The following is a 17,554-nucleotide window of genomic DNA, read 5'->3' on the forward strand; positions in this document are numbered from 1 at the left end:
AACGCGTTGAGCCCGATCAGACGAAGGCGGACACCCCGGTCAGCGCGCGCGCGATGATCAGTTTCTGAATCTCGGTCGTGCCGTCGGGGATCGGAATGACGATCGCCTCGCGCGCGAGGCGCTCGACATTGAATTCCTTGGTCAGACCATTGCCGCCGTGGATCTGCACCGCGTCGCGGCATACCTTAACCGCGGCTTCGGTCGTAAACCATTTCGCCATCGACGACTGGACATCGCAGCGGATGCCCATGTCGATCATCGAGAGCGCGCGGTAGCACATCAATTTCGACGCATCGAGCATCGTCGCCATCTCGGCGAGCTTGGCGGCGATGAGCTGATGCCCCGCAATCACCTTACCGAACTGCTTGCGCTCCTTCGAATAAGCGATGCTCTCTTCGAGCGCAGCGCGCATCAGGCCGATCGAGAGCAGGCCGACGTGCGGGCGCGCCATCTCGAACTCCTTGACGGTGTTCTTGAGGCCGAGGCCCTCTTCGCCGCACATATTGGCGTGCGGAACGCGCGCGTCGGTGATGAAAATCTGCGCGGTCGATTGCGAATTGAGCGCGATCTTCTCGATATTGCGCGTTTCATAGCCATGTTCTTCGCGGTCGATGATGATGTGCGACAGGCCGTTTTCGCTGGTGCGAGTGGTGCAAATCAGGAAATCCGAATAATGGCCGCCGGTGATCCACGTCTTCTCGCCGTTGATGACCCAGTGATCACCGTCGCGCACGCCCTTCGTCTTCGCGTCGATCACGTTCGATCCGACGTCGGGCTCACTGATACCGAAGCAGCCGAAGACCTTGCCCGCCATGACGCCGGGCAGATATTTCTCGCGCAGATGCGCGGGCGCCAGATTGGCGAGGAAGCGCGCAACGCCGCAGTTGATCATCATGAACAAGCCGAGATCGACCGACACGGTCATCAGTTCCTCGAGCAGCATCGCCCGGGTGACGAGCGGCAGGCCGAGCCCACCGAACTCTTCCTGGATATCCGCGCCCGGCAGGCCGAATTCGGCGAGCGCCGGGGTGATCTCCATGATCGCTTCCTTGGGGATGAAGCGGTCGTGATATTGACGGGCGAAGGGCCGGATTTCGCTTTCGAGGAACTTGCGGAAGCTCTCGACCGCAAGCTGCTGTTCTTCCGTGGGCAGGACGTAGGTCATTGTCTTTTTCCTTGTTGCAATCAGGCGCGAGCAAAAATGCCGATATGGTCGATGCTTTCCTCGATCCCCCAGACGCCGCCGCCATTGACCTGCAGGCCAATGCGCGCGCCCTCCACCTGGCGCGGACCGCATTCGCCGCGCAGCTGATCGACGATCTCGAAAATCTGGCCGAGCCCGGTCGCGCCGATCGGGTGACCCTTGGATTCCAGCCCGCCCGAAGGATTGATCGGCAACTTGCCGCCGATCGTCGTTTCGCCGGCTTCGGCCATCGCGCCGCTCTGCCCTTCGGGAAACAGCCCGATATTCTCGCAGATAGTGAGCTCGCCGATCGAGGCGGCGTCGTGCAGTTCTGCGACATCGATATCGCCGGGACCGACCCCGGCTTCCTCGAACATCTTCAGCGAGAGCTGGTGGCCCGCCGATGCCTTGTGATCGTCGGGGGCGCGGTCGCTTGCCGCACGCATGCCCGACGCGAGCACCTTGATCGCGCGGCTGCGGTCGAAACCATGACGCTTCAGCCCCGCTTCGGTGCAGACGATCGCCGCCGCGGCGCCGTCCGAAATCGGCGAGCACATCGGCAGCGTCAGCGGATAGGTGATCGGCGGCGCAGCGAGGATTTCCTCGATGCTCATCGGCATGCGATATTGCGCGCGGCTATTGTGCACCGAATGGCCGTGGTTCTTCGACGCGACCGCCGCGACCTGCCGCTGGGTGATGCCGAAGCGCGACATGAGCTGGCGTCCGAAACCGGCATAGACGTCCATGAACGAGCTATAGGGTTTATCCGACGTGCTGCCCGGCGGCGGCTCGATATCCTTGCCGAGCGCGATGATCGCCGCGGCGTTGGTCGCCCGCGTCTCCAGATCCCAGGCGGAATCGAAGATCGAGAACATCTTCTGCTTGTCCGAATAATACATTTTCTCGGCGCCGACCGCGAGCGCGACATCGGCGGCGCCGGCGCGCAGCTGCATCACCGCGAGGTTGAAGGCGCTGCTCGCCGAGGCGCAGGCGGCCTCGACATTATAGATCGGAATGCCCTGAATCCCCATCGGCAGCAGCGCGACCTGCCCGCGGATCATGTGCTGGCCGTCGAAATGCCCCTGCCCCGTATTGCCGAAGAAGGCGGCCTCGATCGCCTTGCGATCGCAGCCCGCATCTTTCAGCGCATCCTCGACCGCGAGCGCGGTGAGCTGCTTGACCGACTTGTCCATGTGGCGGCCGAAATGCGTCATGCCGACGCCGACAATGTATATATTTTCCATGATCAATATCCCTTGAACTGGGGTTCGCGCTTCTCGGCGAAGGCCTTGAGACCTTCGGCCATGTCGTAGCTGCGCCCGTGATTATGCGCTTCGAGCAGCTCGTGGCGGAGCGCGTCGGCCGCGCTCTTGTCGGCCGCCTCGATCGCCACCCGCTTCATTCCGGCGAGCACGCCGGGGCTCTTTTTCGCGAGGCGTTCGGCGAGCGCCTGTGCGCGGGACCGCAGCTCCTCCTCGGCGACGATCTCGTTGACGAGGCCATAGGTGCGGGCGTCGGCGGCGCTGATCGGATCGCCGGTGAACAGCATGTAGCGCGCGACATTGGGCGGCACCTTGCGCGGCAGGATCGCCGCGCCGCCGCCGCCGGGAAAGACCCCGAAGTTCGAATGCGCGTCGGCGAACTTCGCCTTGTCGGTGGCGAGAACGATATCGCAGCACATCACCGTTTCGAGCCCGCCCGCATAAGCGAGGCCGTTCACCGCAGCGATCACCGGCTTGGGATAGGCGCGGAGCATGTCGAACAGGATGATGATGCGGTCGAGCAGCGTCTTCTCGCCCGGTTGGGTCGCGCCGCCCGCTTCCTTGAGATCGGCGCCGGCGCAGAAGGCGCGCCCGTTCGCCGCGATCACGACGACGCGGACCTCGGGATCATCGCGCCATGTGATCAGGCGCTCGGTGAACTGGATCACGCTCTCGTGATCGAGGCTGTTGAGCGCGTCGGGACGGTCGAGAATGATCCAGCCCACAGCCCCATTTTGTGAATGTGAAATCGGCACATCGGCTCCATTCGGGTCTTGTTGATGCTTGCGACTATGCGGGGAGCCGGGCTCGAACGAACCCCCCTTGGTGGGGGGTGGCCGATCGATCGGGCGTGGGTGCAGGATGAATTCCCAATCGATGCGGACCTCCCTATGATCGCCCCCGACATGCCCTCGCCCAGTTTTTCCACCGACCTCGAACGACTGCTCGTCGCGACGAAGTTCGCGCCGCCGCGGATCGGATCGCGCTACATCATGCGAACGCATCTGCTCTCGGTGCTTGGCCGCGACCGCCAATGCCGGCTGACGCTGGTCACCGGCAGCGCGGGTTTCGGAAAGACGATCCTGCTGGCACAGTGGCGGCAGGAACTGATGGCGGCCGGATGCCAGGTCGCGTGGCTTTCGCTCCATGCCGACGAAAAACTGTTGCCCAATTTCCGCACGCACCTGGTCGCCGCGCTGGGCAAGCTCGGCATGCCGCTCAGCGACGAATTGCTCTTCGCCGACGACAGCCGCAGCCATGCCGATGATGTCGTAGCCGCGATCATCAACAATATCGCCGACACCCGCGGCGATCTCTATCTGATCCTCGACGATTACCATCATGTCGAGGATCCGCGCGCGCACCAGCTGGTGCAGAAGCTGCTCGACCAGGGGCCGGACAATCTTCACCTCGTCATCGCCTCGCGCGCACTACCACCGCTTAGCGTGGCGCGCCTTCGCGTCATGGGACAGGTGGCCGAAATCGAGTGCGGCGAATTGCCGTTCGACCGGACGGAAACGCGCGAATTCCTCGAGCAGAATGTGAAGGGCGTAAGGCTCGACTCAGAGGAAATCGGACTCATCCACGATCTTACCAACGGCTGGCCGGCGAGCCTTCAGCTGGTATCGATCATGCTCAAGAACCGCCCCGAGGGCCGCTCGTCGCTGCCCGACCTCGCGCGGCAATCCTCCGATCTGCAGAATTATCTCTGGGAAGACGTCGTCGGCCACCTGCCCGCCGATGTGACGGCGTTCATGGAAGCCCTGTCGATCGCCCGGCGTTTCAATGCTTCCTTCGCCGAAGAGATCACCGGCCGGAGCGATGCCGCCGCGCTGATCGATCATATCGAGGATGAAAATCTATTGATCATGCGCGCCGAGTCCGACGCGCGAACGGCATGGTTCCGCTTTCATCCGCTGTTCAACGAATTCCTCGCCGCGCGGCTCGCGAGGCGCGGCGCCGACGAGGTCGCCGAATGCCATCGCCGGGCGAGCCGCTGGTTCGCCCGGCGCCAATTCGTCGTCGAGGCCGTCCGCCATGCCACCCTTGCGGGCGATATCGACGAAGCGGTCGATATCATCGAGCAGGCTGTGCCGGGAACGTGGAAGCTCAGCTACCTCGGGCCGCTGCTCCATCTCGTGGACAATTTGTCGCTCGACGCCATCGCGGCCCACCCGCGCATCCTCTACCTCGGCAGCCTGACACTTTCGATGACGGGGGCGTCGACGCGCGCCAATGCCTGGCTCGAGCGGCTCGGCGAAGCCGCGCCAAGCGGCGACCCCGCCTTCGCTTTCCGCATCGCGCTCATCAAGGCGTCGATGGCGCTTCAGCACGACGATTCGCCGCAATGCCTGCATCATCTCGAACCATTCGAGCCCTCCGATGCGGGCACCGCCTTCGAGCGCTATGTCTACCTCATGGCGCGGGTCGCCGGCCTTGCGGGAGCCGGGCGCACCGACGAGGCGGTAGGCCTGCTCGACCGCAATCCGGTTCCTGCCGAGGACGCCGACGACGATCTCGCGATGCGCGCATCGGGTTGCCGCACCTTTGCGCTGCTCGTGGCCGGCCGTATCCGCGAAGCAGACCCGATTTCCGAGCAAAACTATGCGCGCGCCGTCGCCATCCATGGCCGTGCCTCGACCTGCGCGAACCTGAGCGCGGCGACGCGTTGCATCATCTCCTACGAACGCAACCGCATCGACGAGGCGCGCGAACTTCTGGCCAAGCGGCAGAATAATCGCCAAACGTCGGCTCCCCAGCCGATGATCTGGGCGACCCTGTGCCGCGCCCGGCTCGATTTGCTGCAGGACTCGGCCGAAGCCGCGCTGGCGCTGCTCGATCGACAGAAAAGCTATTTCCGCTCGCTGGGCCTCGATCGCGGCGCCACCTATCTCGGCGCCGAGCAGGTCCGCATCCTGCTTGTGGGCGGACAGGTTCAGGCCGCGAAAACGGCCATGGAGCAGCTTGAAGCCATCGCCCTGCCCCTTGCCGACGCATGCGGCTTCGCAGGAGAAATTCCGATCGTGATCGGGCTCGCGCGGGCGCGGCTCGATCTCGCGCAGGGCGACGGCGAAGCCGCGCTGCGCGGTGCAGAGGCGATGCAGGAAGCCGCTGCAGCTTGCGGTCGCAAGCAACTTGAAATCACGTCCGCCCTCATCGCGGCTCTGGCGCTCGACCGGGCGGGACGCCGATCCGACGCGCTGGCGCGCCTTACCGTCGCGATCGAGATGGGGGAACGGTTCGGCTTCATCCGCACCTTCTTCGACGAGGGACAGCCGTTTCTGACGCTGCTGCGCGAGCTTTCTTTCCCGGAGAAAGCAGCCGCCGCGCTTTCATCCTATGCGGCCGAGCTGATCCGGCAGTCTGCGGGCGATGGCTGCGATGCCGCGGCGGGCGAAGCGGCGGCGGTGATCGATACGCCGCTGACCGCCCGCGAAGTCGAAATCGTGGCGCTGGTCGCGGCCGGCATGTCGAACAAGCGCATCGCACTCACGCTGGGGATCAGCGTCGAGACGGTAAAATGGAACCTCAAGAACATTTTCCTGAAGCTTGGCGTGTCGAGCCGCTACGACGCGATGGTCTGGGCGCGCCGGCAGGGGCTGATCGACTAGCCGGCGGCGGCCACATCGGCTTTTTCGCGCGCGGGCGCGCTGCTATCGCCCAACCAGTCCGCCAGCACAGCGGCCAGGTCGCCGCCGCGAACCGGCACCGCGCCGATGTCAGTCGCCGGCGTGTCCGAAAAACGCGGTGCCGGCGCCGCCTGGAGCACGCCGTTGCGTTCCTGATAGATGCCCCGCGCCGCCATATGTGGATGGGCGGCCGCCTCCTCAGGCGTCAGCGCGGGCGCGAAGCAGGCGTCGGTGCCTTCGAGAAGATCGCACCATTCGGCACGCGAGCGTGTCGCGAAGAGGCGCTCGAAACGTCCGCGCAGCGCCGGCCATCCCTCGACGTCATTCTGCTCGTCAAAGGCCGGATCGTCGAGCAGTCCGAGCTTCTCGCGCAGCAGATGATAGAATTTTGGCTCGACCGCCCCCAAGGTGATGAAATTGCCGTCGGCGCAGCGATAGGTCGAATACCAGAAGGCGCCGTCGAGGCCGCTTCGTCCGCGTTCGGTCACCATCGCACCGCCCGCGCGCAGCCCGAGCAGCAGGCTCGTCAAATGCGCGCTGCCGTCGACGATCGCCGCATCGACCACCTGTCCTTCGCCGGTAGCCCGCGCACGCATCACGGCCGCGAGCACGCCGACGGCGAGATACATGGCGCCGCCGCCGATATCGCCCACGAGGCTGGGCGGCGCGAGCGGCGGCTGGCCGGGTTGCCCGGAATACCAGAGCGCTCCCGAAAGCCCGATATAGTTGAGGTCGTGCCCTGCGGCCTGTGCCAGCGGGCCGTCCTGCCCCCACCCGGTCATCCGACCGTAAACCAGCGCCGGGTTACGCTGGCGGCAGACATCGGGGCCCAGCCCCAGCCGCTCCATCACGCCCGGCCGCATCCCCTCGATCAATATGTCAGCGCGCTCGATCAGGTTCAGGACCGTCTCGACGCCTTCGGGACTCTTGAGATCGAGCGCGATCGAGCGCTTGCCGCGGTTGGTGATCGCCGCAGGACCAAGGTCGATCGTCTCGCCATTGGGCACCGTCCGGTCGACGATCACGACATCGGCGCCAAGGTCGGCGAGCAACATGCCGCAGAAAGGCGCGGGACCAATCCCCGCGATTTCGACGACGCGCAATCCCGCCAGCGGGCCGGCGCCCCGGGTCATGCCGCTTCTCCCTGAAGGCCGGCGACCAGGCGCCCCTCGTGGACGGTCCGACCGCCGAACAGGGCCTCGGCGACCACCGCGCGCTTGAAATAATGGCCGACCGCGCATTCCTCGGTCATGCCGATCCCGCCGTGAAGCTGGATCGCCTGGGCGCAGACGCCGCGCGCCGCATCGGCGACGAGCAACTTGGCGCCCGACAGAGCCGACGCGCGCCGGGCGGCATCGTCATTCTCGATCGAGGCGAGCGCAGCGAACAGCATCGAGCGGGCCAGTTCCTTTTCTGCCGCCATGTCGGCGATCCGGTGCTGGAGGCTCTGGAAGCTGCCGATAGTGACGCCGAACTGCTTGCGCGTGCGCAAATAGTCCGCCGAAATCTCGATGGCGCGCTCCATGCCGCCTACGAGTTCGGCGCACAGCGCACAGATCGCGTGCGCCAGTCCAGTCTCGAGCGCCGCGAGACCGTCGCCAGCGAGCCGCCGCGCCGGAACGCCGTCCAGCGACAAAGTGGCTGCGATATTTCCGTCATGAAGCGCGGCCGGCGTCACCGTCAGACCCGCCGCATCGGCATCGACCAGAAAAAGGCCGATCGCTCCCCCATCGCGCGACGAGACCAGATAGGCGTCGGCCCCGACGCCGCCTAGCACCAGCGTCTTGCGTCCGGTCAGTTCGACATTGTCGCCCGCCCCGGCGGCGCGGGTCTCGACGATGTCGGGCGCCCCGCGCGATTCGGCCTCGCTCCATGCAACCGCCAGCCGGCGGCGCCCCTCCGCAAGCGCGGGGAGCCAGTCCGCCTTGACGGCGGCATCGTCGCTCGCGAGCAGCGTCTGCGTCGCCAGCACCGCAGAGCCCAGCCAGGGTTCGATGACCAGCGCACGCCCGAATTGCTCGGCGATGATCGCCGCTTCGATCGCGCCGCCGCCGAAGCCGCCGAATTCCTCAGGAGAGGACGCCGCCAGCCAGCCATTTTCGGCAAAGATGCGCCAATTGGCGGGCGAGCCCCCTTCGTCCGCCGCCACGATCTTCGTCCGCGCCTCGAAATCATATTCGTTCTGGACGAAGCGGGCGACGCTGTCGCCGAGCATCTGCTGTTCGGCCGTGAGAATGAAATCCATCGTCTGCTCCTCAAAATCCGAACATCAGTTTCGCGACGATCCCGCGCTGAACTTCGTTCGAGCCGCCGTAGATCGTCGCTGCGCGGCGGAAGAACATCTCGCGCGCCAGCCCCTGCCCTGTGTCGGGCGCAGCGAGCGCGCCGTCGTCGCCGAGCATCTCAATCAGGAAAAGCGTCATCCGCTGCTGGAGGTCGGTCCCGCGAAGCTTGAGCATCGATCCGAGCGCATGGGCGAAATGTCCCTGGTCGCCGTGCAACGCGGCGGACCGCTGGACCATCATCGCGACGGCGCGCAATTCGGCCTCGAAGCGCGCGATGCGGACCGCGAAATCCTCACGCTCGATCAACGGCACGCCGTCGATCGTCACACTCCGCGCCAGCGCTTTCATCCGGGTCATGTAGGATTTGAGCACCGGCAGGTCGGCCGTGGTGGCATGCTCGTTGTTGAGCAGGAATTTGGTGATGCTCCAGCCCGCGCCCTCTTCGCCGATCAGATTGCCGACCGGCACCTCGACCTCGTCGAAGAATACCTCGTTCAGATGGTGCGCGCCGTCGATGCTGACGATTGGGCGGACGGTGATGCCCGGCGTCTTCATGTCGACGAGCAGGAAGCTGATCCCGGCCTGCTTCTTCGCCTCGGGGTTCGTGCGCACCAGCAGAAATATCCAGTCGGCGCGGTGCGCATAGCTGGTCCAGATCTTCTGCCCGTTGACGACATAGCGGTCGCCGCGACGTTCGGCCCGCGTGCGCAGCGAAGCGAGATCGGAGCCCGAGCCGGGTTCCGAAAAACCCTGGCACCAGAAATGCTCGCCGCTCAGGATCGGCGGGACATAGGTCTGCCATTGCTCCGGCGTCGCGAAATGATTGAGCACGGGACCGAGCAGCTTGTGCGCGAAGGTTTCCTGCTTGGGTGCCCCCGCCGCGGCGCATTCCTCGTCGAAGACGAGCTGCTCTTCGACGCTCCAACCGGTTCCGCCGTGCTGCTTTTCCCAATAGGGTGCGCCCCAGCCCTGCTCGGTCAATATGCGCTGCCACCGGCTCGTGACATCGCGCGACGAGGCCATTTCGAGACCTTGTTGAACGAGCTCAGCGGGAAGCTTCTCGCTGAGGAAGGCACGCACCGTGTCGCGAAACGCTTCGAGCGTGGGGTCAGGCCGGAAATCCATGGGTCAACTCCGATACATGGTGACGACGCAGGCCCCGCCGACACCGACATTGTGCTGGAGCGCGACGCGCGCGCCTTCGACCTGTCGTGCCTCAGCGTGGCCGCGCAATTGCTGGGTAAGTTCGAAACATTGGGCGAGCCCGGTCGCGCCGATCGGATGCCCCTTCGAGAGGAGGCCGCCCGACGGGTTGACGACGTACCGGCCGCCATAGCTGTTGTCGCCATCGGCAATGAAACGCTCGGCACCGCCCTCAGCGCAAAGGCCGAGCGCTTCGTACATGAGCAGTTCGTTCTGCGCGAAACAGTCGTGCAGTTCGATCACGTCGACATCCTCGGCACCGATGCCCGTCGCCGCATAGACCTGATCCGCCGCGCGCCCGGCCATGCCATAGCCGACGATCTGGCGCATATCACCGCTGTCGAAGGCGCTTTCGGTGTCGGTGGTCAGCGCCTGACCCGCGATCCAGACCCGCGTATCGAGGCCATATTTCCGCGCCCCTTCCTCGCTGCACAGGATCGCCGCGGCGGCACCGCAGGTCGGCGGGCACGCCATCAGCCGTGTCATCACACCCGGCCAGATCACCTGATCGGCGAGCACCTCAGCGGCGGTGAACTCCTTGCGGAAGACCGCAAGCGGGTTGCGCGCCGCATGCCGGCTCGCCTTGGCACGCACGCTGGCGAAGGTTTCGAGCGACGTGCCGAAGCGCGCCATATGTTCATAGCCCGCGCCGCCGAACAGGCGGATCGCCACCGGCATATCCGACGCGCCCATTCGCGCATCGACGCTCGCGCGGAAACGGTCGAGCGGCGACGGGCGGTCACCGAAGCCACCGGCGGGCGCGCCAGGGTTCATCTGCTCGAACCCCACAGCGAGCACGATGTCCGCCATTCCTGCCGCGATCGCCTGCCGCGCCAGATAGAGGGCGGTCGATCCGCTCGCGCAATTATTGTTCACGTTGATGATCGGGATGCCCGACAGGCCGACGTCGTACAGCGCCTTCTGCCCGCAGCAGCTGTCGCCGAAGATATAGCTCGCATAGGCCTGTTCGACGGCGCCATAGCCGAGCCCGGCATCGGCGAGCGCGAGGCGCGCCGCCGCCGCGCCCATCTTCTCATAGCTCTCGCTCTGCCCCGGCTTGGTGAAGGGCAGCATCCCCACGCCGGCAACAAAAATCTTCTGCGTCATTCGCGATGCCCTTTCATGACCCCCTCGTGGCGCTTGCGCCCGCCCTGCGGACCCGCCCCTGTTGGGGGGGTAGCGCTATGGCCCGCAGTTGACCGCCCAGCCGCCATCCACCGGGATCATCGCGCCCGACACATAGGACGCGGCGTCGGAGGCGAGGAAAGCGGCGACCTCGGCGATCTCGTCTGGCCGCCCCATGCGCTGCATCGGAATGCGCGCAAGCACGTCGCTGAAATCGGCCCCGAGCTCGCCGGGCTTGCCGGCGAGTGACGTGCGCGTGAAGCCCGGCGCGACCGCGTTGACGCGGATGCCCTGCCCGCTCCATTCGGCCGCCATCGTCTGGGTCATCATCGCGAGCCCGGCTTTCGCGACGACATAGCCGTTCGATCCGCGCATCGGCCTGAGCGCCGTGATCGACGAGATGTTGACGATGCTACCCTGCCCCTGCCGCCCCAGCACATGGCGTGCAAAAAGCTGGCTGGTGATGAAGGCCGCGCGCAGATGGACGTCCATCAGCCGCTGCCATTTATCGAGCTGCTGATCGACGGTCGGGATGACCTGCTCGGCGATGCCCGCGTTGTTGACCAATATATCGACCTTGCCGAAGGCGGCGATGGCGTGGTCGAACAGCGCCTTCAGATCATCCTCTTCGCGAACATCGCCGCCGACGACGGTGCAGCCCGCCGCGAGCAGCGGTTCCGCCGCCTTGCGCGCGCGCTCGACGTCGCGGTCCATGATCGTGACCTCGGCGCCGAGTTGGTGGAGCTTCTTCGCGATCGCAAGGCCGATGCCGCCCGCAGCACCCGTCACGATCGCCGAGCGGCCCGCGAGCGCGCCGGGTGGCACCGTCGATATCGCCGCGCTCATGCCTTGGCCGCCTTTGCGCGGAAGGCGCGAACGAGGTCGCGATGCTCGTCGGTCAAGTTCGACATCGCTTCATAGGCAAGGCCCGTATCCATCATGCTGTGCGCAAGCTGCTTGAGCGCGATATTGATCGTCACCTTGGTCCAGCGGATCGCCTTGGTCGCGCCTGCGGCAAGTTCGCCGGCGAGCCGGTCCACCGCTTCGTCGAGCTCGGCGGCGGGCAAGGCCCGGTTGATGAGGCCGATTTCGGCGGCCTGGGTGGCCGAAAGCGGGCGCCCGGTCAGCAGATATTCCTTCGCCCGCGCAAAGCCGATGAGCTGCGGCCAGATCACCGATCCGCCGTCGCCCGCAACGAAGCCGACCGAGACATGCGGATCGCCGATCTTCGCATGGTCGGCGGCATAGATAATGTCGCAGAACAGCGCGATCGTCGCGCCAAGCCCCATCGCATGGCCGTTGACCTTGGCGATGATCGGCTTTTCGCAGTCGAGCAGCGAAAAGATGATCCGCTTCGCCTCGAAGATCACCGTCTCGAACAGTTCGGGATTGTCGATCGACAATTGCATCGCATCGACGTCGCCGCCGGCGCTGAACGCACGCCCGGCGCCGGTCAATATGATGATATCGGAATCGGGGTCGGCGGCCGCATCGACGAAGACGCGCGACAATTCCTCGTGGAGTACGGCGTCGGTCGCGTTGAGCGTTTCGGGCGCGTTGAGCGTCAGGGTGAGCACGCGCCCGCGCCGGCTCAGCAGAATTTTTTCATAGGACGCCTGTTCCATGCTGGAATCCAATCCTTTCCGGGAAGACAATCAGACGAAGTAGAGCGTGATCCATTCGGCGATCAGCGCGGGCTTCTCCTCGCCCTCAATCTCGACGACATATTCGAGCGTGTGCTGATACTGCCCGGCGCCCTTCGCTTCGTAGGCGAGTTGGCGGAACCGGCCGCGAACGCGCTTGCCGACCTTCACCGGCGCGAGGAAGCGCGTTCGGTTGCCGCCGTAGTTGACGCCCATTTTCATGCCCGCGGGAAGCGGCAGGTCCGCCTGCTCGGCCAGCATCGGGAACAGCGACAGCGTCAGGAAACCATGTGCGATCGTCTGCCCGAAGGGAGTGTGACGCGCCTTGTCGGGATCGACATGGATGAACTGGAAATCGTCCGTCGCCTCCGCGAAGCCGTTGACGCGCGCCTGATCGACGAGAATCCAGTCGGACACGCCGATTTCCTTGCCGTTAAGTTCGATAAACTCGGCTTCGCTGAGATTTCGCACCATATCCTCCTTTGCTGACAGCACCTGCTTTGGCTTGCAGCGCCCGTCCGATGGAATCGGGCTATCGTCCGGCAGAGGCCGAACGAACCCCCCTTGGGGAGGGGGGCCCTCACCGGACGCGGCGCGCTAGAAAGGGGGCGGAGAGGAAACAGCATGAAGATCAATTTCGCGCGCACGACCCGCGAGATCGCGGACCGCTATGCGGACCTCGAAGCACTGGTGAACGTCGAGCGTGGCCGCCGCTACAGCTTCGCCGAGTTCGACCGGCTGACCAACCGCATCGTCAACATGATCCACGGCAAACTCGGCCTTGGCCGCGGCGACCGCTATCTGTGCATTCTCGACAACGACAATCTGTCGCTGCTCCACGCCCCGACCGTGCTCAAGGGCGCCGCGGCGGCGGCATGGACCAATTACCGGGATTCGCTCGACGAGCATCTGTGGCAGATCGACTGGATCGCACCGAAAGCCGTCTTCCTCGAAAGCGAGCTGGTCGCGCGTTTCCATGCCCCCTTGCGCGAACGCGGGATCGCGATCGTCGCGATGGACCCTTGCCCCGCTTTCGACGACGTCCATCATTTCTGGGACCTGCTCGAAGGCGTCGGCGACGGCGATCCGGGCATCGAGACCGACCTCACCGGCGACCCGATCATCTATCGCTTCACCGGCGGGACGACAGGCAAGAGCAAATGCGCCGAATATTCGATCGACAATTGGCTGGCGGGCCGCGACGCCTATTTTGTGCCGCCCGACAACCCCTTCCATCCGGGCGGCCGCTCGCTGCTGATGGCGCCGCTCAGCCACGGCGGCTCGGTCACCGTTCTTCCCAATTTCTTCCGCGGCTGTTGCATGGTGACGCAAAACGCGCCCGACCTCGATGAGTGGTGCCGCAATGTCGAGGCGGAGAAGATCACAATCGGCGGGCTCGTACCGACGCTCTGCTATCGCCTGCTCGAACTCGAATCGGCCGACCGCTACGACCTCTCGACGCTCGACTGGGTCTATTATGGCGCGGCGCCGATGAGCGCCGCCAAGCTTGCGGCGCTCCAGGCTCGCTTCGGCAATATCTTCGTCCAGATCTATGGTTCGACCGAATGCTGGCAGCCCGCGACCTATCTCGCAAAGGCCGATCATCTTGCCGAGGATGAAGATCTGGAATTCCGGCTCGCTTCGGCGGGGCGCGTGACGCCGGGCACCGAATTGATCATCGTCGACGACGACGGGAAGGAGGTGCCGACGGGTACGACCGGTGAGATCTGGATTCGCTCGCGCGCGAACATCCGCGGCTATTTCCGCAATCCCGAAACCACCGCGCAGGAATTCGTCGACGGCTTCTGGAAATCGGGCGACCTCGGTTTTCGCGATCCGCGCGGATTCATCACGATCGTCGACCGCAAGAAAGACATGGTGATCACCGGCGGCTTCAACGTCTATGCGATCGAGGTCGAAAGCGCGATCAACGCCCACCCTGCGGTCAGCAACTCGGCGGTCGTCGGCGTCCCGCATCCCGAATGGGGCGAGGCCGTGCATGCTGAGGTCGTCCTGAAACCGGGCAACGAAGCCACCGAAGACGAGGTCATCGCGTTCGTGAAGGGACGGATCGGCAAGCACAAGGCGCCCAAGACGATCGCCTTCGTGTCCGACCTGCCACTCAGCGCCGCGCACAAGGTGCTGCGCCGCACCGTGCGCGACAAATATTGGGCCGGCAAGGATCGGCGCGTCGGCTGAGGTCGGCGAGAAGGAGAAGAAGCATGACGTTTGCAACCATCATCGCACTCGCCCTCGCGGCGACGGGTGCCGCGCCTGCCGAGCCTGTTCAGGTCACGCCCGCCAATTTCCCGCGCGCCGAAACCGATCGCTATATTGCAAATGTCGTCGCGCGCGGCGGCTTCGGCCGCTTTTCACATCACCGCGACCTCGTCCCGCAAGAGAAGCAGACGGTCGTCCGTCCCAATCGCGACACGCTCTATTCGACCGCCGTTTTCGACCTTGATGCCGGGCCGGTCACCGTCGGCCTGCCCGACGCCGGGTCGCGCTTCTTCTCACTGACGTTGATCAACGAGGATCATTACATTCCCTTCGTCCGCTATGGCGCCGGCAGCTACCGGATCACGCGCACCGACGCCGGCACGCGCTATGCGATCGTCGGGCTGCGCATCCTCGTCGACCCCACGCGCGTCGGGGACATCGAGGAAGGGCGCCGCCTGCAGGACGCCGTGACCGTCGAACAGCCCGGCGGCCCCGGCCGCTTCGACGCCCCGAATTGGGATTCCGTCAGTCAGGCGAAAGTCAAAAGCGCGCTCCATGCGCTCGGCGAGACGCTCCCCAACCTCGACCGTGCCTTCGGCAAGCAGGCCGATGTCGATCCGGTCGAGCATCTGATCGGCGCCGCGATCGCGTGGGGCGGTCTCCCGCGCGCCGACGCGACCTATCTCAACGTCACACCGCCACGCAACGACGGTACGACGGTCTACCGGCTGCGCGTCGGCGCGGTCCCGGTCGACGCCTTCTGGTCGATCACCGTCTATGACGACAAGGGTCAGCTCATCGCCAATCCACAGAAGAGCTACGCGCTCAACAATCTGAGCGTCCGCTATGCCGCCGACAAGAGCGCCACGGTCCAGTTCGGCGGCTGCACCGCCGGCATCCCCAATTGCCTGCCCGTCACCGCGGGCTGGAACTATATGGTGCGTCTCTACCGCCCGCGTACCGAAATCCTCGACGGACGCTGGACCTTTCCGGCTGCGACGCGGGTCAGCGAATAGCGGGCAGCGCCGGGATGCCGCCCGCTATGGTGTGACGATATCGAAGGACGGATCGAAGGTCGTCAACATCGCGATCAGCGCAGCCGCCTTGTCCCCGCTGCCGCTGACCTGCGCCTCGCCGCGCCCGACCGCATCGGCCAGCGCCACCTGCCCCTGCGACACCGCGGCGAGCCGATCGGAACCAAGCACGATCTCGGCGTCGGGCTTGGGGTGGCGCATCCCCGGTCGGTAGGTAAGCACGCCGTTTCTGATTGTCATCGCGAAGGCCGTATCGCGGTCCGAGAGCACCCAGTTCAGCGTCATGTCGTGATCGAGCGCCTTTTCGCTATCGAGGCGGATCGCCATCAGGTCGAACAGCATTTCCGGCGTAAGCGCGCGCACCTGACCCCCGATGCCCCGCCCGCTACCGGCGGGGCGCCCTGTCCGCAGTTCTTTGGCGCCGGTCAGATACATGTTCCGCCACAGGGCGTTCTCCGTCGCGAATCCCAGCTGTTCGAGCGCGTCGGCCTGCATCGCTTTCGCCTTTGCATTGCCGGGGTCGGCAAAGACCAGCTGGTTCCCCAATTCCACCGCCCAGCGATAATCCTTCGCGGCGTTCGCGGCCGCGAGCATCTCGAGCCCCCGTTCGGGTCCACCGAGCGCCGCGACAAAGCGCTTTGCCTTTTCGACCGGCGGCAGCGGATCGAGATGCGCCGGATTGCCGTCGTAAAAGCCAAGATAGCGCTGATAGATCGCCCGCGCGTTAAAGCTCAGCGAACCATAATAGCCGCGCGTCGACCATTTCTGGGCAAGGGCGCCCGGCAGCACCCGCATCTTCTCGGCGATCTCGTCAGGCAGCAGTCCCTGATTGAGCAGGTGCAGCGCGCGATCGTGGGTATAGCTATACATGTCGCGCTGGTCGGCGAGCAACGTCCCGATCGCATCCTTTCCCCAGGTCGGCCAGTTATGCTGCGCGAACAGCACGTCGCTTCGGTCGCCATAGCGGACCAGCGACGCGTCGATAAAGCGCCCCCACGCCTTGGCGTCGCGAACCTGCGCGCCGCGCGGCGTCAGCACATTGTGCATCGTCTGAACGACATTTTCGGCCATGCCCAGCGCGCGGGCGGCCGGCAGGTAGAAGTTCATTTCAGCGGGCGCTTCGGTTCCAGGCGTCAGCTGGAACTCGATCTCAACGCCCGCGATGCGCCGCGTTTCATAGGGCTGGGAAATTTCGATGGTCGGCGCGATGAGGCGGGCGGTGCCACCCCGCGGTCCGCCCTTGCCGAGGCCCGCATCGACCTGCGATCGCGGTCCGGGCTCGATCGTCATCCCGCCCTGATATTGCGCACGGCGATACATGGCGGTGCCCGCGAAAACAGTCTCGCTCGCCGTTTCGCCCAGAAAGCCCTTCGGCGCATAGACGTCGACCTTGCCGGCGCGCACATCCGCCTCGTCGGCCACGCCGCCCGTGCCGCCGAAATGATCGGGGTGGCTGTGCGTGTAGATCACCGCGCGGACCGGACGGCGCGAGCGATGTCCATAATAGAATTCGAGCGCGGCGCGCGCCGTTTCGATCGTCGTCAGCGGATCGACGACGATCAGACCCTCGCTACCTTCGATCACCGTCATATTCGCGAGGTCGAAGCCGCGCAGCTGGTACACGCCATCCGCGACGCGAAAGAGGCCTGCCTGCATGTTGAGCCGGGCATGGCGAAGCAGCGACGGGTTGATCGTCCCGGCCGCGTCGGCGCTGTCGAGAAAATCATAGCTGCGGAGATTCCAGATGATCTGGCCCTTGTCGTCGCGAATCTCACCCCGGAACGGCGCGATCAGGCCGCGCTTTGCATTGCGGGTTTGGTCGTCATCGCTTGCGGCAGTCGTTCCTGTGGCCGGGGGCTGTGCGGATGCAGCACCCGCCACTCCACCGATCAACGCCAGACAGGCCACCGCTGTGAAGAGACCCTCCCCAAAGCCTTTGCCATGCCTGCGAACCATCTTCACTCTCCCGA

The 17,554-nt window shown here is 65.2% G+C and carries 14 protein-coding genes; 3 read left to right on the forward strand and 11 right to left on the reverse strand.

Annotated features, from left to right (window positions below):
* Positions 1–16: 16 nt before the first annotated feature.
* The 3 genes from J2X38_RS11585 to J2X38_RS11595 are packed head-to-tail and all read right to left on the reverse strand — an operon-like array spanning position 17 to position 3,170.
* The gene (locus J2X38_RS11585; protein WP_310254175.1) at positions 17–1,165 is read right to left on the reverse strand and encodes an acyl-CoA dehydrogenase family protein; all 1,149 of its coding nucleotides are present in this window, start codon (positions 1,163–1,165) and stop codon (positions 17–19) included.
* Between the two features lie 20 nt (positions 1,166–1,185).
* Positions 1,186–2,427 (reverse strand): thiolase family protein, encoded by a 1,242-nt coding sequence (locus J2X38_RS11590; RefSeq protein ID WP_310254177.1) that lies wholly within the window; start codon positions 2,425–2,427, stop codon positions 1,186–1,188.
* Positions 2,428–2,429: 2 nt separating this feature from the next.
* Positions 2,430–3,170, reverse strand: a complete 741-nt coding sequence (locus J2X38_RS11595; RefSeq protein WP_310254179.1) for an enoyl-CoA hydratase/isomerase family protein — start codon at positions 3,168–3,170, stop codon at positions 2,430–2,432.
* Between the two features lie 165 nt (positions 3,171–3,335).
* Here J2X38_RS11595 and J2X38_RS11600 point away from each other — a divergent pair, with 165 nt between their 5' ends.
* Entirely contained in the window at positions 3,336–6,056 is a 2,721-nt protein-coding gene (locus tag J2X38_RS11600; protein WP_310254181.1) for a LuxR C-terminal-related transcriptional regulator, read from the forward strand.
* Here the strand turns inward: J2X38_RS11600 and J2X38_RS11605 are convergent.
* The 7 genes from J2X38_RS11605 to J2X38_RS11635 all read right to left on the reverse strand — a co-directional run bounded on the left by J2X38_RS11605 (position 6,053) and on the right by J2X38_RS11635 (position 12,804).
* Complete coding sequence (locus J2X38_RS11605; protein WP_310254183.1) at positions 6,053–7,207, reverse strand: CaiB/BaiF CoA-transferase family protein; 1,155 nt, start codon at positions 7,205–7,207, stop codon at positions 6,053–6,055. The two genes, J2X38_RS11600 and J2X38_RS11605, sit on opposite strands and share 4 nt — an antisense overlap.
* Positions 7,204–8,319, reverse strand: a complete 1,116-nt coding sequence (locus tag J2X38_RS11610; protein ID WP_310254185.1) for an acyl-CoA dehydrogenase family protein — start codon at positions 8,317–8,319, stop codon at positions 7,204–7,206. The genes J2X38_RS11605 and J2X38_RS11610 overlap by 4 nt, the downstream gene beginning before the upstream one ends.
* Before the next feature lie 10 nt (positions 8,320–8,329).
* Positions 8,330–9,484 carry an acyl-CoA dehydrogenase family protein gene (locus J2X38_RS11615; protein WP_310254187.1) on the reverse strand — a complete coding sequence of 385 codons (1,155 nt, stop codon included), beginning with the start codon at positions 9,482–9,484 and terminating at the stop codon, positions 8,330–8,332.
* Between the two features lie 3 nt (positions 9,485–9,487).
* On the reverse strand, positions 9,488–10,669 hold the full coding sequence (locus tag J2X38_RS11620) for a lipid-transfer protein (RefSeq protein WP_310254189.1): 1,182 nt from the start codon (positions 10,667–10,669) through the stop codon (positions 9,488–9,490).
* Positions 10,670–10,744: 75 nt separating this feature from the next.
* Positions 10,745–11,533 carry an SDR family NAD(P)-dependent oxidoreductase gene (locus tag J2X38_RS11625; RefSeq protein ID WP_310254191.1) on the reverse strand — a complete coding sequence of 263 codons (789 nt, stop codon included), beginning with the start codon at positions 11,531–11,533 and terminating at the stop codon, positions 10,745–10,747.
* Positions 11,530–12,312, reverse strand: coding sequence for an enoyl-CoA hydratase/isomerase family protein (locus tag J2X38_RS11630; protein ID WP_310254194.1), 783 nt, complete (start codon positions 12,310–12,312; stop codon positions 11,530–11,532). Before J2X38_RS11630 ends, J2X38_RS11625 begins: the two co-directional genes overlap by 4 nt.
* 30 nt (positions 12,313–12,342) lie before the next feature.
* Positions 12,343–12,804, reverse strand: coding sequence for a MaoC family dehydratase (locus tag J2X38_RS11635; protein ID WP_310254196.1), 462 nt, complete (start codon positions 12,802–12,804; stop codon positions 12,343–12,345).
* 150 nt (positions 12,805–12,954) lie between these two features.
* Here J2X38_RS11635 and J2X38_RS11640 point away from each other — a divergent pair, with 150 nt between their 5' ends.
* Positions 12,955–14,529: an AMP-binding protein gene (locus J2X38_RS11640; protein ID WP_310254198.1), complete on the forward strand. Its 1,575-nt coding sequence runs from the start codon at positions 12,955–12,957 to the stop codon at positions 14,527–14,529.
* Positions 14,530–14,552: 23 nt separating this feature from the next.
* The gene (locus tag J2X38_RS11645) at positions 14,553–15,566 is read left to right on the forward strand and encodes a DUF1254 domain-containing protein (protein ID WP_310254199.1); all 1,014 of its coding nucleotides are present in this window, start codon (positions 14,553–14,555) and stop codon (positions 15,564–15,566) included.
* Positions 15,567–15,590: 24 nt separating this feature from the next.
* On the opposite strand, the gene J2X38_RS11650 is transcribed toward J2X38_RS11645, so the two are convergent.
* Complete coding sequence (locus J2X38_RS11650; RefSeq protein WP_310254200.1) at positions 15,591–17,540, reverse strand: alkyl sulfatase dimerization domain-containing protein; 1,950 nt, start codon at positions 17,538–17,540, stop codon at positions 15,591–15,593.
* Positions 17,541–17,554 lie beyond the last annotated feature (14 nt).

Source organism: Sphingopyxis sp. BE235 (genome assembly GCF_031457175.1).
Lineage (GTDB): Bacteria > Pseudomonadota > Alphaproteobacteria > Sphingomonadales > Sphingomonadaceae > Sphingopyxis.